Genomic DNA, 25,360 nt, shown 5'->3' with positions numbered 1-25,360 from the left:
TCACTTCAAAGTGGTGTAGAGCGAATCGAGCCGCTCTGCATAGCGCTCCGGCGAAAACAATTTCGCCCGCTCCAGACCCTCGGCCTCGTAATACCGCATCAGGGCATCGTCGTTGGCGACATCGCGGATCGCCTGCGCGATCGCATTGACGTCATAGGGATCCACGACGATGGCGCTGTCGCCGGCGATTTCCGGATTGGCGCCTTCGCTGCCGGTGATCACAGCCGTTCCCAGCTGCATGGCTTCGAGAATCGGCAGGCCGAACCCTTCGTAGAGGGATGGGAAAACGACGGATCGGGCACAGCGGATCAGCGACGTCAGCAGACTCAGCGGCAGATATTCAAGACGCACGATCGAGGCGGACCGCGTCACATGACCCACCGTCGGGTCGTAGACGTCCGTCTTCTTGCCGCCGCCGGGCACGCCCAGAAGCCGCAGGTCGTTGGCGTTCTTCCACACCAGCTGGCCGACGATGACGAGGGGATAGCTGACCTGGCTCGCCAGATAGGCCTCGATGATCCGGCCGATGTTCTTCTTCGGCTCGATCGCGCCGAAGAACAGGAAGAATTTCTTGTGCTCCAGTCCGAAGATCGACGCGACCTCGTTGCGCACCTCGTCCTCGTCGCGGTTGAGGATGTGGCTCGGCAGATTGACCGCCTGATATGTGTTGGTCACCCGGCGTTCGTCAACGCCGAGGAGTTCGACGATATCGCGCTTGGAGACCTCCGAGACCGTGACGATGTGATCGGCCTTGTCGGCGATCTTGCGGACGGTCTTCAGGAACTCGCGCTTGTTGTCGAGCGTCGCATAGGGCAGACGCAGCGGCACAAGATCGTGGATCGTGTAGATGTTCGCCGCATTCTTGAGCTTGATCGGCAGCGGATATGTCCAGTGGGCGATATCGGCGGACTGGTCGTAGCTCGTCTGCATGAACTGGCCGTAGGTCCGGAAGTGCCAGCGCGAAATCGTGAAGAGATTGCGGAAGTTGAAGATGCGCTCGTGCTTGGGCAATCCGCCCGGCACATGCCGCGCGATGACCTTGCCGGTGATCGGCACCTGGCGCGCCGTGGTGCCGAGCGGCGACGTCGCCAGCCGCTTGATGACCTCGGTCGGCTTCAGGGCGCGCGTCGAAGGGTCGAAAAACCCGACTTCCGACAGGAGGGCATTTTTCCCGACCGACGCGCGAACGCCGTAGAGAAGGTCGATGGGGTAGCCGAGTTCGGACAGATGGCCGCTGAGGTTGCGGGCATAGGTGGCAATGCCCGTCCCCTTCTCCAGAGCCAGATTGTAACCGTCGATCATCACGCGGGGCTTGGTCATCGAATGCTTATCGTCCTGTCTTCGTCCCTTCGGATGCGGTGCGGGCGGCAAGCCCACATCTCGAGGGGAGATGTGTCTGTAAGGATGGGAAGACCGCGTCCTGAAGCGAAACTGCGTTGGCTATCTAGGCGATTGACCTTCCGGAAGCAACCGGAAGGGTGCATCGCTCTGTCGGTCCGGTCCCTCGTCGAGCGGATAAAGCAGGCGTCCGATGGCGCGGAAGGCGCGTTCGGGCCGCTCGCGGAAGAAGTCGATCGGGTAGTGCCGGTAGTAATCCGCATCTTCGGCCGTTGCGACACGCCTGACGGCAGCGGCAACGACCGGCGCCAGCGCGTGGCGCCAGCCCAGAAGCCCGTATGCACCTGAGGCCTGCCAGGAAGGCGGGTTCCGATACGCAAAAGCGGGTGCGACGGGATGGCGGAGATCGCCGATGACGGCCTCGAACGTCGTCGCCTCACCCGTCTGCGGCGCGAAATAACGGGGATATAGCAGATAGGTCGCGGCGAACATCTGCTCGATGGTCAAGCGCCGCTGCCGGCGTGGCGTCGTCTGCCGGTCTTCCGTCAGGCCCCATCCGGCATAGAAGGGCAGGCCGAGAACGGTCACGGGCAGCCGCCGCAGCAGCGCCTCGAACCCGGCAAGCGACGTGATGGCATAGACATGGTCGATCGTCTCGAACGCGCGGGCCAGGGGAATGCGGTCGGTCAGGATCGTACAGATTCGCGAAAGTTCGGAAAGGTCGGCCGACGAGCTTCGAACGCCGTTCAGCACGTCGGGATGCGGCTTGTAGATCACCTCGGCATCGGGGTTCTCGGCAACGGCCTGCCGCACCATGTCCTCGTTGGTCACGGGCCGCGGGCAGCCGAATCGGATCGACGCATCGCCATCCACCTGGCCCAGTGCGAGCACCCGTCGCTTGCGCTTGGGTCCGTAGGGCAAGGCGATCTCACGCAAGGGGGCGTTGTATTTGCTGATCCCTGTCGACAGAAGCAGCGCCATCCCGTTGCGCGCCCGGTCCATCAGGAGAGGGTCTGCGTCGAAGTCGTAATGCTGGAGGATGTCTTCGAGATCGGAGGCGGTCCGGCTGTCGAAATAGGCCGTCTGCCTGTCCACGATCAGCGACAGGGGCGGCGTGCGGCCGGCATGCGGCACGGCCGAGCGGATGAAGCCATCCTCCACGACATGGACCGGAATGGCGTTGCGGTCCGCAAAGGCCCGAACCGTCTCCGGCAGGTTGAGACTCCAAACGAAAAACTCGGGCAAAGCAGCGAGATCGATCCGGTCCAGCCATTCCGTGCGAAGCCGGGTCTCGCTGAGGAAGAAGGGAACGAAGACGAAGGTCCGCATCGGAAAATAGCGGCGCAGCACCTCCCGTTTCCAGGCCTGCATATGAAAGGCATAGGTGAGGACCGGACGGTTCTCCGGGGCGGCTCCCTTTTGCCCCTGTGGATCGTTGGCCGGCATCATCCCGGATTGATCACGGAGGTATCGTCGCTGCTCTCGTCGATGCCTTCGATATCGCCGGCGCCGAACTTCAGGCGATCCTCGCCGATGGCGGCCACGGCATCGTCGGTGCTGTGCATCGGTGTGATTTTCATGCGGTCTATGGTGAAGAATGCGTTGCAGTAGCGGCGCAGCAGCACGGGCGACGAGGTGAAGATCAGGAAGCCCGAGGTCTGCATCCGCTCCTCGACCAGTTCCACGCATCGCTCGCGAAACGCACCACGGCCACCCAGAAGCGTCTCGTCGACGATATAGGTTTCGAATGGTATCGCATAGCATGAGGTGAACAGCAGGCGCGTGCGTTCGTCGCGATTGAGCAGCTTCATCGGCTTGTCTATCGCTTTGCCCACCTCGGCAAAGTCGATCACGAAGCGGATGATCGGCAGGGGATCGAAGCCGAAGACGCGGCACAGAAAGGCCAGGTTCTCCCGCCCCGTGAGCGCGTTGTTGAAAACACCGCCGCCGGCCACGGGGAAGGAAACGAGCGATTCCCGGCGCACGCTGCCGAGGTCCGGGCGAAGCTTGCCCGTCGTCAGTTGCACGGTGGTCGACTTTCCGCCGCCGGGCGGCGAGAGGATGCCCGTGATCCTGTCGCCCGGGAACAGGGCGCTCGCATCCTCCAGCACCTTCGTCTTCTCGTTCTTCTGACGAAGCGTCTTATGCACATTGGTAAAGGTGATGCTCACGCCTGGTCTTCCGTCTCGTTTGTTCCGCCTTCCCCGCTCCGGGCAAGGATCTCGCGCATCCATCCCAAACCGTCGATCGGGTTGAGAAAGACAGTATCCGAAGGCGCAATCTCGTGAAACACGGGAATGTCCGACACGATGGCGGGAACGCCGAGCGCGCCCGCTTCCAGAAGAGGAATGCCGAGCCCTTCCGCAAAGGAGGGGAAGAGCAGGGCTCGCGCGCCCCTGAGCAGCGACTGAACCTCGTGATCGCCAAGAGCGCCGAATTCCAGCACATGCGCGCGAATCGCCGGCGACCGCTCCAGCATGTCGATGACGTTCTCGTTTTCCCATCCGCGCTTGCCGATGATGCACAGGCGCGGGATCTCCTGTCGATCCGCCATCATGCGCCAGATCTCCAGCAGCAGAAGATGGTTTTTTCTGGGTTCGATGGTGCCGAGCGTCACGAAATAGGGACGCCGATCCTCGATCACGGCGCGAACGGAGGGGGCGACCGTGGCCGAGGCGGCGGCACCGAATGTGAGCGTAGGGATGATCACCTGCGTGCCGGACAGCCGCATGCCCTGCGCTGCGGCATAGGCCTGCATGCGCAACGCCGTATCCTTCGAATTCGCGACGACCTGAACCGGCGCATCGAAAAGCTCATCGAGATAGGCAGTGAACTGCTTGTAGGTCTGTGGCCGCTGATATTCCGGGAAATCGACCGGGATGAGATCGTGGATATAGACGACGCGCTTCATCTCGGCTCGGGGATCGAGCCGCTTCATCCCGCCCTTCACCTTGCCGAGGCCGGAATGGGACGCGACGACATAGGTGGTCTGCGGGTTGACGATCGAGCGGGGGACGCCATGCGCTCTGCGATCGAGGAAGGGCAGGACCGAGAGCCGCCAGTCGGCGGTCTTTCCCAAGCGTTCGCCGGGACTGCCGTTCCAGGCCGCATCGAGATGGCGCAGCACGGCGCGACCCAATGCCTGATCGAGCCGGCAGATACCGTGGATGCCGGCGTGCAGAAAATGGCAGTCGGTGCCGAAGCGGGCGACGAGATCGAGGCCGATGGCGAGGTCGATGCGATCGACGCCGGTGCCGAACGGCTTGTGGCGACTGCGCACCAGTCGCGAAAGATCGAAGAGCACGCTCGGCGTCTCGATCGTCAGCGGCGTCATGGAAAGGCGATACATGGACTCTCGTCAGGCGTTGCGGCTGCGCGCGTGCGGGTCGCGCAAAGCCGGTCGAAAAGCGCGGGATCACCCCGCAAGGATGGGCTTACTCGCGCCACTTTCGCACACTAATCGCCTATGGTATACGCTCGGCCGAAGGGCCTAGGCGATACCGGGCGGCCGGTAAGCCCATTTCAATAATGCCGCAATGGTGGAATTTGTCTCAAGAACTTATTGATATTGTTGGAGCGGAGGGCAGCATTCCGCTCTCCTGGGTGACCACGACGGGTAAGGAATCCTATCTCAACCTCGGCGATGCCCTGTCTGCCGTCATCGTTTCGATGATGTCCGGCCTGCCGGTGCACCACATGGCTGCCAAATCCCAGGCGACACGGCTGGCCGCTGTCGGCACGATCGGACATATGTTTGCGGGCGGCGATGTCTCCTTCTGGGGAACGGGAACCTCGCCCAATCTCAATCCGCATCAGGGCGACAAGCCGAAGATCGCCTATCGCACGCCGGCGGACACCCGGATCACCACCTATGCGACGCGCGGGCCTTTCAGCCGCCGCCTTCTGGCCCCCGACGCACAAGGCGCCGGCGTCTTCGGCGATCCGCTCTGGCTGCTGCCGCGGTTTCACACCGCGCCGGTGGAAAAGACCTGCGAACTCGGCGTTATCCTGCATTTGTCGGAGCTGGAAGATCGTGCTTATGAAGCGCATCCCAAGCCCGAATCCGTGCGCCACCATGTATCGGAGGCTGACAAGGCGAGCGTCCGTCTGATCAATACGGTGACCCCGATTTCCGTCGGATCGCTGCGAGACCGGCTCGACGAGATCCTCTCCAGCAAGCGGATCGTCTCGACCAGCCTTCACGGCATGGTCTTTGCCGAATCCTACGGTATCCCCTGTCTTTACTTTTCGCCGCGGGCGGCAGTGGCCGGTCCGGGCAAGATCGACCTGATGGGGGAGGAGGGCCTCGACCTGCGTTTCGTCGATCTCTATCAGGGCATCGGTCAGGACAGTCTCGATGTCTGGTACCAGCCCCGTCGCGCAGCGACGGACTGGGGCACGCTGATCCGGGCGATCGACGACATCTGGTACCAGAAGACGTTCACCGGAGAGGATCTGATCGAAGCCTTCCCCTTGCCCGGAACCATGCTCGACAAGGGCCCGACCGGCAGCGCCTTCGACCATCCCCTCATTGCTTCGCTTCCCATGGAGCGTCACCGGCCGCCGACCGAAGGCGTGCCGCCATCGCGCGGCTGGCTTTCGAAACTGGCGGCGCACGCCCGTGGCCTGAGCGGAGTTTGACGTGCCTTTAAAAGCAGCAAGAAGACTTTTTCGTCGTTCCGTCTCTCCCGACAGATCGGCAGCGTCCGGCGCTCTGGTGACAGGCGACCGGGGTGCGGCCGAAGCCGTGCGCCTCTCCTGGGTCTGGACGACGGACCGGCACCCCGATGCCAATCTGGGCGATGCCTTGAGTGCCGTGGTCGTCTCCGTCATGTCCGGCCTGCGGATCGAGCCGGCGGCGTTCGATCAGCCACGGGAAAGACTGGCGGCCGTCGGCACCATCGGGCATGCTCAGCAGGGCGCGCGGGTGCATCTGTGGGGTACGGGGTTCGACCTCAACCGCGGTCCCTCGGGCGCCCTCTCGCCCTATGCCGTTCCACCGGAGACGGAGCTCGTCGTGCACGCGGTGCGTGGACGGCAGACGGCCACCGGTCTGCGGGCTCTGGGTCTCGATGTGCCCGATGTCTTCGGCGATCCCGTCTGGTTCCTGCCGCGCATCTTTCCGTTTCCGGACCTTAAGAAGCGCCACGAGCTGGGCGTGATCGTGCATATCTCGGAGCTCGACGAGGCGACGGCGGTGGCAAGCGTCAAGGCGCAGCTGACCCGCTATGCCATTCCGTCAGAGCTGGCTGACGATATTACGATCATCAACACCTACACGGATGCGACCATGGAGGGTTTCGAGCGCAAGGTGCGCGAGATCGCCGCCTGCCGCCGGATTCTCTCGACCAGTCTTCACGGTTTGGTCATAGCTGAAACCTACAACATCCCTTGCGCCTGGTTTTCGACCGGGCGCGGTGAGGCTGCCGCCTTGCCTTTCGACGGCCCGCAGCCGATCGATCATCGCATGATCGACTTTTATGGCGGCGCCGATCGCGAGACCGTGCTGAGCTATCTTCAGCCATTGATGGAACCAACCGATTGGGCCGACGCCATAGGCTTCATCGATCGAAACTGGAAGGGACTGACCTATACCGGAGAAGCGCTGTTCAAGGCATTTCCGCTGCGCAAGGCCGTAAAATTCAAGGACTCCGTGTGGACCTGTCCGCCGGAAATCCTGGAGTCCAACCGATACTGACCTCAGGCACTGTGCTCTTTTTGCAGAGGCCTGCTTGTTTTTGTTTGGTGCGACCTTGAAGTCATTGTTTACCAGTTGGTGTTGAGATAACCAAAACGACACCGCTATTTCGGGGGAGCAGATCGTCTTCGTCTGAAGGATCTGCGCTTGAGGGTGCCCATGCCGTTCTTGACCAAATTCACCAGTTTGTCGCTGGCCGCTATCTGCCTGAGCACCACGTCCTGCACGGTCATGCCGAGTTCCGGGCCGAGCTCCGGGCAGATTCTTCAGGAAGCCAAGGATAGCTATTCTCCGTACACGGTCATTCCGGTCACGCCGGGCATCGTCTCGCTTCTCTCCAGCAGCCTCGACACGCAGCTCGCCGAAACGCTCGGCAATGCGCGCAAGCGAAGCTCGTCCATCATCGGCGTCGGCGACACGGTCGTCGTCTCCATTTGGGAAGCGTCGCCTGACGGTCTCTTCTCCGGCGGTTCGTCGAAGGGCGGGACGCAGATACCCGAGCAGCCGGTCTCCGAATCCGGCACGATCTCCGTGCCCTATGCCGGCACCGTGCAGGCTGCCAACCGCACGCCGCAGCAGGTCAAGACCGCCATCGAGAATGCCCTCGCGCGCATTGCCATCCAGCCGCAGGTTCTCGTCAGCGTCGTCAAGAACGTTTCCAACACGGTGACCGTCACCGGCGAAGTCGCCAGCAGCGGCCGCATCGCTCTTTCCCCCCGGGGCGAAAAGCTGCTCGACGTCATCGCCATGGCCGGCGGACCGCGCATCGAATCGCATCAGCTCTCCGTCCAGATCACGCGCGGACGACGCACGGAAACCGTTCCCATGGAGCGGCTGATCTCGGACCCGAGCGAGAACATCTACGTCCAGTCGGACGACGTCATTGCGCTCATCCGCCAGCCGCGAAGCTTCACCGTGTTCGGCGCGGCGACGGCCAATGCATCCATCCAGTTCGATGAATCGCAGCTCTTCCTCAACCAGGCGCTTGCCAAGGTGGGCGGTTTGAATGACGAGCGGGCCAATGCGCGCGGCGTCTTCATCTACCGTACCGAGCCGACGTCGCTGGTGCAGCGCATGGTGCCGGGCAAGGTCGCATCGTCGGGCGCAACGACGAACGTCATCTACCAGATCGACCTGAAGGACCCGAACGGCTTCTTCCTTCTCAAGGGCTTCAGCCTGCGCAACCGCGACCTGATTTACATCGCCAACTCCTCGCTGGCCGAGGTGCGTAAGTTCGCGACCCTGGTCAGCTCGACGGCAGCGCCCGTCGCACAGGCCGCCTCCGTCGGCAGCACGCTGAACACCTTCAAGTAAGCCGGACCACGAAGGCATTGCTGCGCCGCAATAATGCCTTCATCTCCGGGCAGAAGCTGACTCTGGACAGGATCGCCACGCTTTGTCGCGGCGATCTTCCGAATGGCCGTAAGGCATGGTATACATGCTGACAGACAGGCCGAAGACCCCTTCAGGAGTGCCAATGAGCGACGCGTCCAAGACCGCGAGAGCCGACAAGCTGAAATCACGGCAGGAAGATGGCGCACTTGTTCTAAGGCTGGATGAGGTTCGACCGAACCGCCAGATGGCGGCTGCGCCCAAGCGCATGCCCGATCTTCCGGCAAAGCCGGTCCGCAAGACCACGGTTACCTATAAATCCGAAAAGATGACCGGCTTCGTCACCAAGGCGAAGGGCGGCTTTTCCGGCGCCAAGCTCGCTTTTCTGCTGGTTGTCGTCATCCCCACCATCATTGGCGGCCTTTACTACGCTGCCGTCGCGTCGCCGCGGTATGTCTCGGAGTTTCGCTTCTCGGTACGTCCGGGCGAAGGCGGAAGCGGCTCGAGCGCTGCCGAACTCGCACTGACGATGTCGAACAGCTATATCGTTTCCGACTACGCCATGAGCCGCGATGCGGTCGAGTCGCTGGAGAAGGACGTCGGGTTGCGGGAGATCTATTCGCGCCCCGATGTCGATTTTCTGTCGCGCCTCAGCTCGGATGTGTCCCTCGAAGGGCTTGTCAGTTACTGGAACAAGCGGCTTTCGACGAGCTATGATCTGACCACGGGGATCAACACGATCGAAGTGGCGGCCTTCTCGCCGCAGGACGCCTTCCGTATCTCAACGGCGCTGAAGGATCTTTGCGAAAAGCTGGTCAACGACCTGTCCGAAAAAGCCCGCCAGAGCCAGCTCGCCTTCGCCAAGGCTGAGCTCGATCGTTCCGAAGCCCGGCTGACCAATGTCCGCAGCCAGGAAACGGAGCTTCGCACCGGCCAGAAGAGCATCGACGCGCGCAAGGAAGCCGACGGCAAGATCCAGCTGATCACCAAGCTGCATGGCAGCCTCGCGGACCTGCAGGCGCAGTACACGGCGCTCGGAAGCTACATGGATGCCAAGTCGCCGCGGCTGACGGTCCTCAAGTCCCAGATCAACGCCACGCAGCAGGAACTGGATCGTCTCCAGTCTCAGGTTCGCTCGTCGGGCGACGGCAGTTCGGGCGGTTCGAACCCCGCTATGCTGGCCGATGCGCAGTTGATGACGCAGTATGACAAGATCCAGAGCGATCTCGATATCGCCACCAAGCTCTACACCTCGTCGCTGACGAATTACGAAAATGCGCGCATGCTCGCCAGCAACAACCAGATCTACCTGGCAACCTATGTTCAGCCCGGTATCGCGCAGATCGCCGCTTATCCTAAGGTCGTTTTCGATACGTTCCTGGTCTTCCTGTCGGGTCTTGGTCTCTGGATCGTTCTGACGCTCGTCTACTACAGCATCAGAGACCACGCGTAGTCTGGCGCGACCGGAGAGTTGCCAATGAGCATGGGTGTCATTCCTGTCGGGATCTCGCGGCAGCTGCGGATCGTGAGCGCACTGACGATCCGGGAAGTTCGCCTGCGCAACAGCAAACATGCGTTCGGCCAGCTCTTCGATCTGCTGGAAGCGATCGTTTTCATCATCATCCATTGGGCGATCTTCACGTTCATGCACCGGCATCTCCTGATCGGAGACAGCCTCCTCCTCTTCATCAGCACCGGCATTCTGCCCGTCCTGTTTTTCCGGACGATCAGCGTGAAGACGGCGACGGCGCTGGAGGCTGCCAAGTCGGTCACCAGTATTCCCTACATCGAGGCACTCGATTATTCGCTTGCCCGCAGTTTCGTGGAATTTCTGTCCTTCACGATGATGTTCGGACTGGGTTTCGTGATGATTTACGCGCTCGGGCTCTCCCGCTTCGCAATTCCCTACGACTTCACACCCATCATCGTCTCGATCTTGATGCTGACGGTTTTCTCCTTTGGGATCGGCCTGATAAATTCCTTCATCACCTTCCTGTTTCATCCCTGGAAGCTGTTTTGGGGCTTCTTTTCGCGTGTTCAGATTTTCCTGAGCGCCGTGTTCTTCATTCCCGAATACATGCCGCCCGAGTTGCGCAATATCGTCGCCTATAATCCGATGATGCACTTCGTGTCGCTGTTTCGCACCGGCTTCTATCCGACCTACCCGACCCATCTCCTGTCCGTGACCTATATCGGTTGCTGGACGGCAGCCGTGCTGATCCTTGGTCTGGCTCTGGAGCGGGTCCTTCGCAACCACCGCGCCGGTCACTGATCCCGCCATATCCCTCTTCAAATGGCGGCTCTCATGTCCTAACGTCGAACCTCGTTTCCCAGTGAAAGATGTTCGACATGCCAGCACCCGCGACAGACACCCAGCCGATCGATCCGACGAAACTCGAGAAACTGGCCGAAGTGGCCGTCAAGATCGGCCTCGGTCTGGAACGAGGCCAGGATCTGGTGATCACGGCACCCATCGCCGCCTTGCCGCTGGTCCGGTTGATCACCAAACATGCCTATCTTGCAGGAGCCGGCCTCGTCACGACCTTCTATGCCGATGAGGAAAGCACGCTGGCGCGCTACGAGCATGCGCCGGACGAGAGTTTCGACCGCGCCAGCGATTGGCTCTATGAGGGCATGGCCAAGGCCTATTCGGGCAATGCGGCCCGTCTGGCGATCTCCGGCGACAATCCCATGATGCTGGCAGCGCAGGATCCGTCGAAGGTCGCGCGGGCGAACAAGGCCATGTCCATCGCCTACAAGCCGGCGCTGGAAAAGATCTCGAACTTCGATATCAACTGGAACATCGTCTCCTACCCCAATCCCGCCTGGGCGCGGCAGATGTTTCCCGAAGATCCCGAATCCGTGGCCGTCGAAAAGCTGGCCAACGCCATCTTCGCGGCATCCCGCGTCGATGTCGCGGATCCGGTCGCAGCCTGGAAGGCGCACAACGCCAACCTGCGCAAGCGCTCGACCTGGCTGAACGGCGAGCGTTTCTCGGCGCTCCGTTTCACAGGCCCCGGAACCGATCTGACCGTCGGCCTCGCGGACGGCCACGAGTGGCATGGCGGCGCGTCCACCGCCAAGAACGGCATCACCTGCAATCCCAATATTCCGACGGAAGAGGTTTTCACCACACCGCATGCCCTGCGCGTGGACGGCCATGTCTCCAGCACCAAGCCGCTGTCGCATCAGGGGACGCTGATCGACGAGATCCAGGTGCGTTTCGAAGGCGGGCGGATCGTCGAGGCGAAGGCGTCGAAGGGCGAATCGGTTCTGAATAAGGTGCTGGACACGGACGACGGTGCCCGTCGTCTGGGTGAGGTGGCCCTCGTGCCGCATTCCTCGCCGATTTCGGCGAGCGGCATCCTGTTCTATAACACGCTCTTTGACGAAAACGCCTCGTGCCACATCGCGCTCGGCCAGTGCTACTCGAAGTGCTTCATCGACGGCGCCGCCCTCAGCCAGGCGCAGATCGCCGCGCAGGGCGGCAATTCCAGCCTGATCCACATCGACTGGATGATCGGTTCCGACAAGGTCGATATCGACGGCGTCCGGGAGGATGGCACGGCGGTGCCCGTGATGCGCGGCGGCGAGTGGGCCTGATCTGCCTCGTGACCGGCCCCGGATTGTGTCAGGGATAAGGGGGTCCAGTTATCCCTGACGGACGTTGAGGCCAGTCACGTTTCCCGTGATGTCTTCAGCAGGCGAGATCCGCAACGACGGCGTCGAGGATCAGCATGCCGGACGGGGTACAGCGCAGGCGGGAATTGCCGATCCGCTCGATGAAGCCGTGTTCGATCAGGAAACGTTCCTTTTCCGGATCGGGCGCGCGACCGGAGAGCGCTTCCCAGCGCACGAGGTCGATGCCTTCCTTGAGGCGCAGGCCCATCAGCAGCAGTTCGTCGGATTGCTCGTCATAGCCGAGCACTTCCTGATCGATCATCCCGTGACCATTGGCCTCGACGAGGTCGAGCCAGGTCTCCGGCTTGCGCTCGGTCGCCGTCGCCAGCTTCTCCCGGCCGATCGTCAGACGGCCATGGGCGCCGGGGCCGATGCCGGCATAGTCGCCATAGCGCCAATAGGTCAGGTTATGCCGGCTCTCCGCCCCGGGCACCGCGTGGTTGGAAACCTCGTAGGCCGGCATGCCGATCGAGGCGGTAATATCCTGGGTCGCCTCGTAGAGAAGCGCCGACTGGTCGCCATCCGGCACGACGAGCTTGCCCGCCTTGTGGAGACCATAGAACGGCGTGCCCTCCTCGATGGTCAGCTGGTAGAGCGACAGATGATCGACGGCATAGGATACCGCCTGCTTCAGCTCCGCCTCCCACTCCTCCACCGTCTGCTTCGGACGGGCATAGATCAGGTCGAAGGACATGCGCGGGAAGATCTCGCGCGCAAGCCCGATCGCCTTCAGCGCATCCTCCACATTGTGAAGCCGCCCCAGGAACTTGAGATCGCGATCGTTCAGCGCCTGCACGCCGAGGGACACGCGGTTGACTCCGGCGGCGCGATAGCCGCGAAACCGCGTCGCCTCCACGCTCGACGGGTTGGCCTCCAGCGTGATCTCGATGCCGTCCGGCACGTGCCAGAAGCGGGCGATGCCGTTCATGATGGCCTCCACCGTCGCGGGGTCCATCAGCGAAGGTGTGCCGCCGCCGAGGAAGATGCTCGTCACGGTGCGTGGCCCCGACAGCCGTCGCGCCTCCTCCATCTCCTTCAGGAAGGCGGAGACATAGCGAGCCTGATCCACGCCCTGGTGGCGCACATGGCTGTTGAAATCGCAGTAGGGGCACTTGGCCGCACAGAACGGCCAATGGACATAGACCCCGAAACCGGGGTCCGTCTTGTCGCCGATGAAGGAAAAGTCAGCCATATCCGTCAGGCGCCGAGGCAGCTCTCGGCAAACACCTTGAAGGCGCGGGCGCGATGGGAAAGGGCGTTGGCGTCGCCCGGCTTCCAGCCATGCTTCTCCTCCGCGCTCATCTCGCCGAAAGTGCGCTCGTGGCCCTTCGGCTGGAAGACCGGATCATAGCCAAAACCCTGGCTGCCGCGCGGCGGCCACACCACGGTGCCCTCCACCTCGCCGCGAAAAAGCTCCACATGCCCGTCCGGCCAGGCAAGGCAGAGCACGGAGACGAAGCGGGCGGAGCGTGACGCCGGTGTCGTCGCGCCCGCCGCCTGCAGGGCCACTTCGACCTTGTGCATGGCCATGGCGAAGTCGCGCGTCCCGTCGGCGGTCTCCGCCCAGTTCGCGGTGTAGACGCCCGGATCGCCGTTCAGGGCATCCACGACCAGACCGGAGTCGTCGGAGAGGGCCGGCAGGCCGGAGGCCTGTGCGGAGGCGAGCGCCTTGATGGTCGCGTTCTCCTCAAATGTCGTGCCGGTCTCGTCGGGTTCGATGAAGTCGAGGTCGGCGGCGGATTTGGCGGAGAAGCCGAGCGGGCCGATCAGGTCGCGGATTTCGCGGATCTTGCCGGCATTGTGGCTGGCGACGATCAGGGTCTTGTCGTCAAGCGTGCGTGTCATGGTGGGTCTCGAAGGGTGAACCGGAGGACGTCGAAACGCCGCGGAAACAGGGGTCGGTGAAAATGGGTCGTCCGATCCGGGTGAAGGCGATCGGGCGACGCACGGCAGGCAGAAGACGGTTCAGGCGATGGACCAGAGGCCCGGTTCGGCGCATTCCAGGCTGTTGCCGGCCGGATCGCGAAAATAGAAGGATCGCGCACCCGTCGGCCAGGTGATGTCACTTTCGATGATCACGCCGTCCGCCGCAAGTCTCTCCCGCAGGGCGTTCAGCTGGTCGCGCGACACGCGGAAGCAGGCATGCCCGGGGCCGGTCGTCCCGTGCGTCGGGACAGGCAGGGCATCGCCTCCGGCCGGCTTCAGGGTCTCGGCCGGGTTAAAGATCAGAAGCACGCTCTGTCCGCAACGAAAAAACACATGGCGGCCATCGACCCGGGCGATGCGCTCCAGACCGAGCACGTCGCCATAAAAGCGGTCGGCGGCATCCAGATCCGCGGCATAGAGCGCCGTTTCCAGAATGCCTTCGAGAGCCTGCGTCCGTCCCGCCACCGCTTGGCCTCCGTCGTTACGCGATCGTCTGCTTCTGCAGGGCGACCAGTTCCGAGATGCCGTTCTTCGCCAGCCCCATGAGGCTCGCGAATTCGGCTTCGGAGAAGGGCTTGCCTTCGGCCGTACCCTGAATTTCCACGATGCCGCCGGACCCGGTCATAACGAAGTTCGCATCCGTTTCGGCGGCGCTGTCTTCGAGATAATCGAGATCGATCACGGCCTGATCGGCGAAGATACCGCAGGAAATCGCCGCGACATGATCCTTCAAAACGCGATCGACCTTCGTCATGTTGCGCGCTTCCATCCACTTCAGGCAGTCGTGCAGCGCGATCCATGCGCCGGTGATCGACGCCGTGCGGGTGCCGCCATCGGCCTGGATCACGTCGCAGTCCAGCGAGATCTGGCGTTCGCCCAGCGCCTGCAGATCGACGACCGAGCGCAGCGAGCGGCCGATGAGACGCTGGATTTCCTGCGTGCGGCCGCTCTGCTTGCCGGTTGCGGCCTCGCGCTTCATGCGGTCGCCGGTCGCGCGGGGCAACATGCCATACTCCGCGGTCACCCAGCCCTTGCCGCTGTTGCGCAGCCATGGCGGCGTTTTTTCCTCGAGGCTCGCCGTGCAGAGCACATGCGTATCGCCAAACTTGACCAGGCAGGAGCCTTCGGCATGCTTGGAGACATTGCGCTCGAAGGTAACCTTGCGCATCTGATCTGTTTTTCTGCCGGACGGCCGCATCGTGGACTCCTTGGTCTTAAGCTTGCGTGCCTTCTAGCCTATGTTGCCGCGCAAAGGAAATGCGAGCAGCGAAATACCGCGGTCAAAGTCGCGTGCCGGGCCTCGAACGCCAATTTTCCCTTTGTCGATCCGACGCCCTCTCACTATATTTCAGCCATGGCACAAAAGGAACGATCCGCCGAAATGGCGGCGCTGACATCGGCAATGCGCGAGAGGCTCTCGGCCCTCGACGAGCGCTCCGGCGAGGTTTTCCGCCGCATCGTCGAAAGCTATCTGGACAGTGGCGAGCCGCTGGGCTCCCGCAGCCTGTCGCGGCTCCTGCCGATGTCGCTTTCGCCGGCCTCGGTGCGCAACGTCATGAGCGACCTCGAGGAACTGGGCCTCATCTATTCGCCGCATGTCAGCGCCGGGCGCCTGCCGACGCAGATCGGGTTGCGCTTCTTCGTGGACGCCTTCATGCAGGTCGGCAATCTCTCGGCCGAAGACCGCGCCTCGATCGACCGGCAGGTGCGGCGCAGCGACCGGGACCAGCCGGTGGAACAGCTGTTCAACGTCGCCAGCCAGGTCCTGTCCGGCATGTCGCGGGGCGCCGGCCTCGTCATCACGGCGAAGAACGATCCGGTGCTCAAGCATGTCGAATTTATGCGCCTTGCCCCCACCAAGGCTTTGGCGGTGCTGGTCGGCGAGCACGATCAGGTCGAAAACCGCATCATCGAGCTTCCCGCCGGCGTCACGAGTTCGCAGCTGACGGAAGCGGCGAATTTTCTGAATGCGCATCTGGCCGGCCAGACGCTCGCCGAGGTGCGCGGGCAGCTGCAGAAGGTCAAGGAGACGGTCCGCACCGAACTCGACGTGCTGTCGCAGGATCTGGTCGAGCGCGGCCTTGCCAGCTGGTCCGGCGGCGATGCCGACGACAAGAACCCCACGCAGCTGATCGTCCGCGGGCGTGCCAATTTGCTCGAAGGCCTTGCCGGTGCGGAGGACATCGATCGGCTGCGCATGCTGTTCGACGACCTCGAGAAAAAGGACAGCATGATCGAGCTTCTCAGTCTCGCGGAGACGGGGCCGGGCGTGCGGATTTTCATCGGCTCGGAGAACAAGCTGTTCTCGCTGTCCGGCTCGTCGCTGATCGTCGCGCCTTACAAGGATGGCGACGACCGGATCATCGGTGCGGTCGGCGTCATCGGCCCGACGCGGCTGAATTACGCGCGGATCGTGCCGATGGTGGACTATACGGCGCAGCTCATGTCGCGCCTTTCACGATAGGCTGCCCCGTCGATGCCCGGGGCGGCGGGCGATCGGGCGCGACGACCCTTGATTTTTGGCGCCCGAACCTCGATATCGGCATCAAATTCCCGAAACGATCCTGAATGCGGAGACGTCATGACCGACGAAACGAACAAACACGGTGCCGAAGCCAGCAAGCCGGCGGAAGACATCGTCACGCCGGCCGAGGCAGATGTGCAAGACATGTTTGAAGATGCCGATGAGGCGGCGCAGGCCGAATCCGAGGCGCTGGAGGCTGCACGGGCGGAAGCGGCCGATTTCCGTGACCGTTACATGCGGCTGGCCGCCGACATGGACAATCTGCGCCGTCGCACGGAGCGCGAGGTCAAGGACGCCAAGTCCTACTCCGTCGCAGGCTTTGCCCGCGACATGCTGGCCGTGTCCGACAATCTCCGTCGCGCCCTGGATGCCATTCCCGCCGACGTGCGGGCCGGTGCCAATGCGGGTCTCAGCACGCTGATCGAAGGTGTCGAGCTGACCGAGCGGTCCATGCTCTCGGCTCTCGAGCGCCACGGCGTTCGCAAGCTGGAGCCGGAAGGCCAGAAGTTCGACCCGAACTTCCACCAGGCCATGTTCGAAATCCCGAACCCCGACGTGCCGCACAACACGGTCGTCCAGGTCGTCCAGGCCGGCTTCACGATCGGCGAGCGCGTCCTGCGTCCTGCCATGGTCGGCGTCGCCAAGGGCGGCCCGAAGGTCGCTGCAGCCGCAGGCGAAGCCTCGGCCAGCTGATCATCGAGGAATGCCGGGGAGGGGGAAAGCCTCTCCGGCATCCTGTCTGCCACGCAGACGCTCTCTGGCCTACCCGAACAACTGTCGCAGGTGGTCGTTCAGAAACACGCCACCGGGATCGAGCTTTTCCCGCAAGGCGCGGAAGTCCCCGGCGCGGGGATAAAGCGCCGTCACATCCTCGCTGCCCAGAAAATGCAGCTTGCCCCAGTGCGGGCGCGAGCCGAACTGGCGCAGGATATCGTCGACGTCCTTCAGGTAATTCCAGTAATCCGTCCCCGGCTGGCCCGAAACCGAGAGCGTGATGGAGTCCTGTTCGTAGAACGGGCTGATCCAGCCGCCATCGCCGGCGGTGAAGCGGTACTCGATCGGATAGATGCAGGTCGGGTGCTTTTCCAGCATCAGCTTGCGCACCTCGCGGCAGGCCTGCTTGCCGTAGCGCAGCGGCACCGCATATTCGAGCTCGTGAAAGTTCGGCACATATTCGATCGGGTAGATTTCCGAGGAATAGGCGATCTTCTCGAACGCGCTTTCCATCGGCGGCCGGTCGGTGATGTCGATGGTCTTCATCTCGCAGACATCCGACAGGCTGTCGGTGGTCGAGACAGACGCGGTGTCCGGCAGGCAGTAGCAGTGCCGGCTTTCCGGCACCGGGCACCAGAAGAAGCCGAAATGCCGGTGGCCGGCCGCCAGCTCGTCATGGCGCTCCATGCATTCCTCGAAGGTGCAGCGCCAGAGCTTTTCATGCAGATTGTAGCTGTCCATCACCTGCAGCGTGATCTCCGAGATCACGCCCAGCATGCCGATGGAGACGCGGGCGGCATTAAGCATGTCGGGCTGCGTGTCGTCGATGGCAAGGATGCTGCCGTCGGGCTGCACCAGCCGCAGGCCGACGATCTGCGAGGCGAGATTGCCGAGCGAAAGGCCTGTGCCGTGCGTGCCGGTCGTCAGCGCGCCCGCCAGCGCCTGGCTGTCGATATCGCCCTGATTGCTGGTCGACAGGCCCACCTGCTTCAGCGCCTTGCCAAGCTGGTTGATGGTGGTGCCGGCATGGGCCGACACGCGTTTGCGGTCGTGATCGATATGGGTGATACCCTGCAGCGAGGAGAGGGTCAGATGCAGGCCGCTGGTCAGCGCCACCGGCGTGAACGAGTGGCCGGACCCGGCGCACCGCACGGCCAGCCCGTTCGAGGTCGCCTCGCGCACCATGGCGGACAGCGCATCCTCGCTGGTGGGTGCACCCCGGTGCCGCACGATACAGGACTGGTTTCCCACCCAGTTGCGCCAGTGTCCGCCCGCTTCCATCATGCTGCCTGCCTCCTGTGACCGATGAGAAAGCGCGGATCAGACCGCCGTAAAACAATTGTCCACGAAAAGATGGGTGCCGTTGATGAAGCTCGCCTCGTCGCTGGCAAGAAACAAGGCGGCGCGTGCCACCTCGATCGGCTCGCAGAGGCGCCCCTGCTGGGCGGCAATGGCCGCATCCGAGACATCGATGCCGTACTTGGCAAGGCCCACCAGTTCGCGCTTGCCGTGGTCGGTGGCGATGAAGCCGGGGCAGACGGCGTTGGAGCGGATATTGCGGTCGCGGAACTCCACGGCGATGGCGCGCGCAAACATGTGGCAGGCGCCCTTGGTCGTGTCGTAAAGCACTTCCATCGGCGTTGCGGCGACGGCCGAGATGGAGGAGGTGGACACGATGCTGCCGCCGCCGGCCGCGATCATGCCCGGCAGCACCGCCTTGGTCATCAGGAACATGGAGCGGACATTGACGGCCATCAGCCGGTCCCACTCGTCGTCTTCGGTTTCGAGAAACGGCCCGACGGCCAGGATGCCGGCATGGTTGAAGAGGACGGTGATGGCCCCGAAAGCGGCTTCCACGGCCTTGACGGCTTCGGTGACATCGCGGGACACGGACACGTCGGCCGGGGCGAAAATCGCCTCGCCACCCGCGGCCCGGATGCCCGCGGCAACCTCTTCGCCGCGGCTCGATGGCAGGTCGACGATGCCGACCTTCGCGCCTTCCCGAGCGAAAAGCTCGGATGCTGCAAGGCCGCAGCCGCCGGCGCCGCCACTGATCAGGGCAATCTTGCCCGCCAATCGTCCCGAACCTGTTCCGCCCATGCGCGATCGTCTCCCGTGTGTCGAACGGGAGTATTCACCCGCAGCCGGGCGCTGTCGATATCAACCTGCAGGGATTGCCGGAAAAGATCCGCTGACACGGGGTCGCGATCAGGCGGCGTTGGAGGTCTGGTCGTCGCTGAGGAAGGTATAGATGGCCGAGGCGGACTCGGTGCCGCGCAGGCGGGCGACCATGTCCGGGTCGCGCAGCACGCGGGCGATCCGCGACAGCGCCTTCAGGTGGTCGGCGCCAGCCCCTTCCGGGGCGAGCAGCAGGAAGACGAGATCGACCGGCTGGTCGTCCAGAGCCTCGAAATCCACCGGCGTTTCCAGCCGTGCGAAAATGCCGACGATCGCGGTGACGCCGGGCAGCTTGCCGTGCGGAATGGCGATACCGTTGCCGACGCCCGTCGAACCCAGCCGCTCGCGCTGCAGGATGACGTCGAAGATCTCGCGCTCGGGCAGGCCGGTCAGCTTGGAAGCCTTGATGGCCAGCTCCTGAAGCAGCTGCTTCTTGGACTGGACCCGAAGGGTCGGAAATATCGCATCTTGCTGCAGCAGACCTGCCAATGCCATTGTGTCTTACCTTGTTGACAGGGTCGCGTCGGGCGGCACGACGTGCCGGCCCTGCGGCCCATTTCCCTCGATGCCCGACAGGCTTCATCCCCGTGCCAGCCGTTCACCGTCGATCAACGAGGCGGCCGCTTCTCGCGCACCGCCTCGCTTGTCCTGACCGTCTGCCTCGGGACGCAAGCGTTCCGGGCAGGTTCGGTCTCTGTTTCATGCGCCATCCGGCCGCCTCTGCAGGCGATCGCGAAGCGGCGCTCCGTCCCTTGCGTCAGCTCTTCATGCTGGCGGCGTCGATCCAGCCGATATTCCCGTCCGTCCGGCGATAGACGATATTGAGTTCGTCATTGCCGGGATTGCGGAACATCAGCACCGGATTGTCCGTCATGTCGAGTGCCATGACGGCATTCGCGACCGACATGGTCCGGATCTGCTTGGAGCTCTCCGCAACGATGGTCGGTGCGTAATCCTCCGGCAGCTCGTCCTCTTCGTCCGGCACCGAGTCCATCACGGTGTAGGCGACTTCGAGGCCCGCATGACCATTGCCGTTGTGGTGATCCTTCAGCCTGCGCTTGTACCGCCGAATGCGCTTTGAGATCCGTTCCGATGCTGCGTCGAAAGCGGCCTGCGGCTCGGAAGCCTCGCCGTTCGCATGCAACGTAGCGCCCGTGTCGAGGTGGATCATGCAGTCCGCGCTGAAACGCGGTCCCGACTTCACCACGGTGACCTGGCTCGAATACCCTCCGTCAAAATACTTGGTGACCGCCTGAGCGATCTGGTCCTCGATTCGAAGACGAAAGCTCTCGCCGATTTCCATATGTTTACCGGATACACGCACACTCATGGAGTTTCCTCTCTTTCATGATTTGCGTGTCCAGTTTATTCCAAGCGCCTCCTACCTCCAAGCGTTTCACGCAGCCGTTTTCACTTTGCGCGTGATCGGCAGCGTCAGGGGAGGGGAAAAAGGAGCCCATCTTTCGTGACTGTCGGCGCGCCCTATAAGCGGGCTGCCGATAAATGTCAATGAAAGCTTAACATCCTTTGCGTGTTGCCGGTGCTGCAGTGCACCCGCCCCGGCCCACCTTTCAGGCGGAAACCTTTGCCATGGCGCGCTTTTCGCGCCGGCGCTGCACGGATGAGGGGATGTTCATGGCTTCACGATATTTTGCGACCGTCCGGCGCGCGAGATCGACACCGCCCTTCTTCAGGATCTCCACGATGTCGTCGTCCGACAGCACGGCCTCGGGGCTTTCCAGTACGATCATGTTGCGGATGCGGTGGCGCACCGATTCCGCCGAATGCCCGTCTCCGCCCTCGGCCGAGCCGATCGAGACGGTGAAGAAATATTTCAGCTCGAACAGACCGCGCGGCGTCAGCATGTATTTGTTGGAGGTCACGCGGCTGACGGTCGACTCGTGCATCTTGATCGCATCGGCGATGGTCTTGAGGTTGAGCGGCCGCAGGTGATCGACGCCGTTGACGAGAAAGGCATCCTGCTGGCGCACGATCTCGGTCGCCACCTTCATGATGGTCTTGGCGCGCTGGTCGAGGCTGCGGGTCAGCCAGTTGGCGGTCTGCAGGCACTCCGACAGGAAGGCATGGTCGCCGCTGTTCTTCGGCGCATGACGCGACACCGTGGTGTAATAGACCTGATTGACGAGCACGCGGGGCAGCGTCTCCGGATTGAGCTCCACGGCCCAGGTGCCGTCCGGCGCGGCGCGCACCACGATATCCGGCACGATCGCCTCGCAGGGCGACATCTCGAAGCTGGTGCCGGGCTTCGGGTCGAGCTTGCGGATCTCGCCCAGCATGTCGATCAGATCTTCCTCATCGACGCCACAAAGCTTCTTCAGCGTGGCGAAATCCCGCCGTGCGAGCAATTCCAGATTGCCGATCAGTGCCGACATCGCCGGGTCGAGCCGGTTCTTCTGGCGCAGCTGGATCGCCAGACACTCGCTCAGGCTCCGGGCGAACACGCCGGGCGGATCGAAGCGCTGCAAGGTGGCGAGCACGGCCTCGACATCGCCTACCGTGCAGCCGAGCTGTTCCGCCGTCTCGGTTGTGTCGGCGTGCAGGTAGCCCGCATCATCCAGCTGGTCGATCAGCGTCTGCGCGATCAGCCGGTCGCGGGCGCCGTGAATGCTGAGGATCAGCTGCTCGTTCAGGACGTCGCGCAGGGTGAGCCGGTTGGCAACGAAGTCTTCGAGGTCGTAGCCCTCACTGCTCTCCCCGTCGCCCCCGCCGGACATGGACTTCCACTGGCTGAGCAGTTCCGGCGCGTCGGCGCGCTGCGGGGTCGTGTCGTCCGGGAAGACGTTTTCGAAATTGGCGTCGAGCGTCTCGCTCATGCGCAGGGAGTCGTCGCGCGTTGTGCCGTCATAGACGTCGGTCATGCCGGAGAAGTCGTCCGTCTCCCGGCTGTCGGACGGCATGTCCTCGCGCACGCTGTCGCCCGGCTGGTCGGCCTCGGAGACGAATTCCAGGAGAGGATTCTTCTCGACTTCCTGCTCGATGAACTGCGTCAGCTCGAAATGCGTCATCTGCAACAGCTGGATCGATTGCATCAGCTGTGGCGTCATGGCCAGGGTCTGGGACTGGCGCAGATACAGGCTGGCCGAAAGTGCCATGAACGCAAAACTCCCCTACCGCAGACATCTCAAGACCGGAAACGGCCTCGCGACCTCTGCATCAGCTCAAAGCGATGGAGCCATATCGGTGTCGTCGAGGACGACGCGCAACGTTCCGGACGGCCGGCATGTTGCTCGCTCTGACGCGAAATCTTGGCCCGTTTCATCAACTGGCCCGAAAATTGCTTATTAAAAAGGTTTGGTCAAGCGGCTGTCGTAAATTTGATAGAATTGCCGTTGCGAAATGCATCCTGCCGGAAGAAGCGGCAGAGCAGACGGTCGCGTGCCCTGCCCTGCATCAGGATCGGCGATGCCGTTAACACACCGGTAAGGCTGTCGGGGCAGCGGCAAGCGTCGGAAAATGCGTCGTTCCGATGGCGCGGCCCCCCGCGGCATCGATGGTCGAACGTCGCGCAATCCCCTGGCGACGTCAAGGGGCGAGGTGCGCAGCTTGTCGAGCGCGCCCATCAAACACTCCCGCGTTCGCGACGCTCGGAGCTCTAAAGGCTGAAATTATCGCCGAGATAGAGCCGGCGCACATCCGGATTGTTGACGATGTCGTTGGCACGCCCGTGGGTCAGCACCTCGCCCGCATGGATGATGTAGGCGCGGTCGATGAGACCGAGCGTCTCGCGGACATTGTGGTCCGTGATCAGCACGCCGATGCCGCGCGAGGTGAGGTGGCGGACCAGCGCCTGAATGTCGGCAACCGAAATCGGGTCGACGCCGGCAAACGGCTCGTCGAGCAACATGAAGGTCGGGTCCGTCGCCAGCGCACGGGCGATTTCCAGCCGCCGCCGCTCGCCGCCCGAAAGCGAGATCGCCGCCGCCTTGCGCAGATGCGTGATGTTGAATTCGTCGAGCAGCGCGTTCAGCTTGGCATCCTGTGTCGCACGCTTCGGTTCATGCAGTTCCAGAACGGCGCGGATATTGTCCTCGACCGACAGCCCGCGAAAGATCGAGGCTTCCTGCGGCAGGTAGCCAACGCCGAGGCGGGCCCGACGATACATCGGCATCGACGTGACGTCGTTGCCGTTGATTTCGATGCTGCCTTCGTCGACCGGGACGAGCCCGGTGATCATGTAGAAACAGGTGGTCTTGCCGGCGCCGTTCGGCCCCAGCAGGCCGACGGCCTCACCGCGCCGCACGACCAGGGAAACGCCGTTCACCACCCTGCGGTCGCGATAGCTCTTGGTCAGGCCGCGTGCGATCAGCGTGCCGTCGTAGCGCGCCTTGTCCTCCGCCGACCGGTCATCGAAGACGGCGGTGCCGGGATCCTTGGCATGGGAGATGTCGGCCGGCTCGCCGCCGCGCTTGCGCTTGAAGGAAATGTTCACGATCTGGGGCTGCGTCAGTTGGTCTTCTGGGATTTCGGATCGAGCTGGATCTGGACGCGGCCGCCGCAGGAATCCAGCTGGGCCTCTCCGGTTTCCATCTGCACATTGAGCTGGCAACCGCTGAAGACGTTCTTGCCCTCCGACAGCACGACCTGCTTGCCCTTGAGCACCAGCGTCTGCGCCGCCATATTGAACTGGCCGCTATCGGCCGTCGCCTGCTGCGTGCCCGACTGCAGGAAGACCTTGTTGTCGACCTCGATCCGGTCGATCTCGGCATTGCCGCCCGAAATCGAGCCGCCGCCGGACTTGTAATAGACGACCATGCTGCCCGCCTGCAGCGTCGTTGCGCCCTGCACGACCTTCACGTTGCCGGTGAAGATCGCCTTGCTCTCGGGGTCCTTGATCTCCAGCTTGTCGCTCTCGATCTGGATCGGCTGGTCGTTGGACAGCTTCATGCCGCTCATCCGGCTTTTCTGCTGGGCAGAAGCCGGGGCGATGGTCAGGCAGAGACAGGCGAGCGATGCCGCGAGAATGCCGACGAGGGAGGGGCTGCGACGAGGGAAGGAGGCATGGAGGGTCGACATGGATGGCACCGGGTCCTAATTTGCGTTCTTGCGTATGGTGCTCGGCTCGACGACGACCTTCACCATGCCTTCAAAGGAGATAACCCGCCCTTTATCCGTCATTCTCATCTCTTGCGCAACAATCGAGCCACCCGACATCCGGATGGCAATCGGCTTCCTGCTCTGCATCTCGCCGGCATTGATATCCAGATAGGCGGACTGGAAATCGGCGATGACGCCATTGTTCATGGAGATGGTAAAGGGCGCGTTCATGTCGAGCGTATTGCCGCCGCGGTCGTAAAGGCCGCTCGTCGCATTCACGGTCGCGATCGTCTTGTCGTTGACCGGCATCTCCGCGTGGATCTTCTCGAGCGTGATGAGGTCCGGATTGGCGATGTCCTGCAGCGCCCGCTCGGCCTTCATCGAATAGCTGATGTCCTGCTTGTTGCGTCCCGATATCGCGGGATTCTGCATGACGATCTTGCCGTTCTCGATGGTCGCGTTCTCGATGTGCAGTTCCTCCGGCAGCATGGTGCGCACGATGGAGACGGCAGCGAAGATCACGGCGATGACGACGGCGATGATCGGCAGAACGATCTTCAGCCGCTTGACCCGGCGTGAATGCCGCGCGGCCCGTTCATAGGCGTCGTTGACCGTCGGCCCCGTATGCGGCAGGGCGCCGGGAAAATGCACATCGTTCGCCATGAGCGGTTCCGTATGTCCAGGGGCGATGACGAAGCCGAGGTCCGTGCTGCGTCCGCCGATGGTGTCAAGAAGCGCGAATATGGAGATTTTTATGTCGCCGTACAATGGAGGCTTGAAATTCTTTGTCGTGGAAGCGGACGAGCGTCGGCCGGGCCTGTCTGAAAGCCTGGCATTGCCGATGGACACCGGTCGAATTTTTGCATGCGCGCCGATACCGGATCGCATGTTTATGCAGTAGGAGTCGTGGTCGG

The 25,360-nt window shown here is 62.9% G+C and carries 25 protein-coding genes; 9 read left to right on the top strand and 16 right to left on the bottom strand.

What is annotated here, in order from left to right:
* The 4 genes from LRX75_RS06595 to LRX75_RS06580 form a co-directional block, all read right to left on the bottom strand.
* Positions 1 to 1,320 (bottom strand): glycosyltransferase family 4 protein, encoded by a 1,320-nt coding sequence (locus LRX75_RS06595; protein WP_231812889.1) that lies wholly within the window; start codon positions 1,318 to 1,320, stop codon positions 1 to 3.
* Positions 1,321 to 1,440: 120 nt separating this feature from the next.
* Positions 1,441 to 2,787, bottom strand: a complete 1,347-nt coding sequence (locus LRX75_RS06590) for a capsular polysaccharide export protein, LipB/KpsS family (RefSeq protein ID WP_231812887.1) — start codon at positions 2,785 to 2,787, stop codon at positions 1,441 to 1,443.
* Positions 2,784 to 3,509 carry a P-loop NTPase family protein gene (locus LRX75_RS06585; protein ID WP_231812885.1) on the bottom strand — a complete coding sequence of 242 codons (726 nt, stop codon included), beginning with the start codon at positions 3,507 to 3,509 and terminating at the stop codon, positions 2,784 to 2,786. The genes LRX75_RS06590 and LRX75_RS06585 overlap by 4 nt, the downstream gene beginning before the upstream one ends.
* On the bottom strand, positions 3,506 to 4,687 hold the full coding sequence (locus LRX75_RS06580; protein ID WP_231812883.1) for a glycosyltransferase family 4 protein: 1,182 nt from the start codon (positions 4,685 to 4,687) through the stop codon (positions 3,506 to 3,508). The genes LRX75_RS06585 and LRX75_RS06580 overlap by 4 nt, the downstream gene beginning before the upstream one ends.
* Positions 4,688 to 4,884: 197 nt before the next feature.
* Here LRX75_RS06580 and LRX75_RS06575 point away from each other — a divergent pair, with 197 nt between their 5' ends.
* The 6 genes from LRX75_RS06575 (at position 4,885) to LRX75_RS06550 (ending at position 11,971) form a co-directional block, all read left to right on the top strand.
* Positions 4,885 to 5,979, top strand: coding sequence for a polysaccharide pyruvyl transferase family protein (locus LRX75_RS06575; protein WP_231812882.1), 1,095 nt, complete (start codon positions 4,885 to 4,887; stop codon positions 5,977 to 5,979).
* A 76-nt stretch (positions 5,980 to 6,055) separates the two neighbouring features.
* A complete protein-coding gene (locus LRX75_RS06570; protein ID WP_231812880.1) occupies positions 6,056 to 7,036 on the top strand; it encodes a polysaccharide pyruvyl transferase family protein in 981 nt (326 codons plus the stop codon).
* Positions 7,037 to 7,195: 159 nt separating this feature from the next.
* Positions 7,196 to 8,350 carry a polysaccharide biosynthesis/export family protein gene (locus LRX75_RS06565; protein ID WP_113149346.1) on the top strand — a complete coding sequence of 385 codons (1,155 nt, stop codon included), beginning with the start codon at positions 7,196 to 7,198 and terminating at the stop codon, positions 8,348 to 8,350.
* A gap of 163 nt (positions 8,351 to 8,513) precedes the next feature.
* Positions 8,514 to 9,821, top strand: coding sequence for a KpsE/RkpR family capsule polysaccharide export protein (locus LRX75_RS06560; RefSeq protein ID WP_231812878.1), 1,308 nt, complete (start codon positions 8,514 to 8,516; stop codon positions 9,819 to 9,821).
* A gap of 24 nt (positions 9,822 to 9,845) precedes the next feature.
* Positions 9,846 to 10,640 (top strand): ABC transporter permease, encoded by a 795-nt coding sequence (locus tag LRX75_RS06555; protein WP_231812876.1) that lies wholly within the window; start codon positions 9,846 to 9,848, stop codon positions 10,638 to 10,640.
* Between the two features lie 77 nt (positions 10,641 to 10,717).
* Positions 10,718 to 11,971 (top strand): aminopeptidase, encoded by a 1,254-nt coding sequence (locus tag LRX75_RS06550; RefSeq protein ID WP_231812874.1) that lies wholly within the window; start codon positions 10,718 to 10,720, stop codon positions 11,969 to 11,971.
* A gap of 94 nt (positions 11,972 to 12,065) precedes the next feature.
* On the opposite strand, the gene hemW is transcribed toward LRX75_RS06550, so the two are convergent.
* From hemW to rph, 4 genes are all read right to left on the bottom strand, one after another.
* A complete protein-coding gene (gene hemW / locus LRX75_RS06545) occupies positions 12,066 to 13,241 on the bottom strand; it encodes a radical SAM family heme chaperone HemW (protein WP_231812872.1) in 1,176 nt (391 codons plus the stop codon).
* 5 nt (positions 13,242 to 13,246) lie between these two features.
* Complete coding sequence (gene rdgB, locus LRX75_RS06540) at positions 13,247 to 13,894, bottom strand: RdgB/HAM1 family non-canonical purine NTP pyrophosphatase (protein WP_231812870.1); 648 nt, start codon at positions 13,892 to 13,894, stop codon at positions 13,247 to 13,249.
* A 120-nt stretch (positions 13,895 to 14,014) separates the two neighbouring features.
* Positions 14,015 to 14,440 carry a VOC family protein gene (locus LRX75_RS06535; RefSeq protein ID WP_231812868.1) on the bottom strand — a complete coding sequence of 142 codons (426 nt, stop codon included), beginning with the start codon at positions 14,438 to 14,440 and terminating at the stop codon, positions 14,015 to 14,017.
* 16 nt (positions 14,441 to 14,456) lie between these two features.
* Positions 14,457 to 15,173, bottom strand: a complete 717-nt coding sequence (gene rph, locus LRX75_RS06530) for a ribonuclease PH (RefSeq protein WP_231812866.1) — start codon at positions 15,171 to 15,173, stop codon at positions 14,457 to 14,459.
* A 183-nt stretch (positions 15,174 to 15,356) separates the two neighbouring features.
* Here rph and hrcA point away from each other — a divergent pair, with 183 nt between their 5' ends.
* Positions 15,357 to 16,439, top strand: a complete 1,083-nt coding sequence (hrcA, locus tag LRX75_RS06525) for a heat-inducible transcriptional repressor HrcA (protein ID WP_231812864.1) — start codon at positions 15,357 to 15,359, stop codon at positions 16,437 to 16,439.
* 12 nt (positions 16,440 to 16,451) lie between these two features.
* Positions 16,452 to 17,192: a nucleotide exchange factor GrpE gene (gene grpE, locus LRX75_RS06520; protein WP_420851159.1), complete on the top strand. Its 741-nt coding sequence runs from the start codon at positions 16,452 to 16,454 to the stop codon at positions 17,190 to 17,192.
* 69 nt (positions 17,193 to 17,261) lie between these two features.
* On the opposite strand, the gene LRX75_RS06515 is transcribed toward grpE, so the two are convergent.
* The 8 genes from LRX75_RS06515 to lptC form a co-directional block, all read right to left on the bottom strand.
* Complete coding sequence (locus LRX75_RS06515; RefSeq protein ID WP_231812860.1) at positions 17,262 to 18,497, bottom strand: D-arabinono-1,4-lactone oxidase; 1,236 nt, start codon at positions 18,495 to 18,497, stop codon at positions 17,262 to 17,264.
* Between the two features lie 36 nt (positions 18,498 to 18,533).
* Complete coding sequence (locus tag LRX75_RS06510; protein ID WP_231812858.1) at positions 18,534 to 19,313, bottom strand: SDR family NAD(P)-dependent oxidoreductase; 780 nt, start codon at positions 19,311 to 19,313, stop codon at positions 18,534 to 18,536.
* A gap of 108 nt (positions 19,314 to 19,421) precedes the next feature.
* On the bottom strand, positions 19,422 to 19,886 hold the full coding sequence (ptsN, locus tag LRX75_RS06505; protein ID WP_062595280.1) for a PTS IIA-like nitrogen regulatory protein PtsN: 465 nt from the start codon (positions 19,884 to 19,886) through the stop codon (positions 19,422 to 19,424).
* Between the two features lie 262 nt (positions 19,887 to 20,148).
* A complete protein-coding gene (hpf, locus tag LRX75_RS06500) occupies positions 20,149 to 20,721 on the bottom strand; it encodes a ribosome hibernation-promoting factor, HPF/YfiA family (protein WP_113149337.1) in 573 nt (190 codons plus the stop codon).
* A 241-nt stretch (positions 20,722 to 20,962) separates the two neighbouring features.
* Positions 20,963 to 22,504 carry an RNA polymerase factor sigma-54 gene (rpoN, locus tag LRX75_RS06495; protein WP_231812856.1) on the bottom strand — a complete coding sequence of 514 codons (1,542 nt, stop codon included), beginning with the start codon at positions 22,502 to 22,504 and terminating at the stop codon, positions 20,963 to 20,965.
* A 500-nt stretch (positions 22,505 to 23,004) separates the two neighbouring features.
* Positions 23,005 to 23,796, bottom strand: a complete 792-nt coding sequence (lptB, locus tag LRX75_RS06490) for an LPS export ABC transporter ATP-binding protein (RefSeq protein ID WP_231813000.1) — start codon at positions 23,794 to 23,796, stop codon at positions 23,005 to 23,007.
* Between the two features lie 59 nt (positions 23,797 to 23,855).
* Positions 23,856 to 24,425, bottom strand: coding sequence for an LptA/OstA family protein (locus LRX75_RS06485; RefSeq protein ID WP_420851158.1), 570 nt, complete (start codon positions 24,423 to 24,425; stop codon positions 23,856 to 23,858).
* Positions 24,426 to 24,440: 15 nt separating this feature from the next.
* Positions 24,441 to 25,109 carry an LPS export ABC transporter periplasmic protein LptC gene (gene lptC / locus LRX75_RS06480; RefSeq protein ID WP_231812854.1) on the bottom strand — a complete coding sequence of 223 codons (669 nt, stop codon included), beginning with the start codon at positions 25,107 to 25,109 and terminating at the stop codon, positions 24,441 to 24,443.
* Positions 25,110 to 25,188: 79 nt separating this feature from the next.
* Between lptC and LRX75_RS06475 the strand changes: the two genes are divergently transcribed.
* Complete coding sequence (locus LRX75_RS06475; protein WP_231812852.1) at positions 25,189 to 25,347, top strand: hypothetical protein; 159 nt, start codon at positions 25,189 to 25,191, stop codon at positions 25,345 to 25,347.
* Positions 25,348 to 25,360 lie beyond the last annotated feature (13 nt).

It is taken from the genome of Rhizobium quercicola (genome assembly GCF_021168455.1).
Lineage (GTDB): Bacteria > Pseudomonadota > Alphaproteobacteria > Rhizobiales > Rhizobiaceae > Ferranicluibacter > Ferranicluibacter quercicola.
The sequence above is the reverse complement of the archived record's forward strand: the minus strand, read 5'-3'. Positions and strand labels throughout refer to the sequence as shown.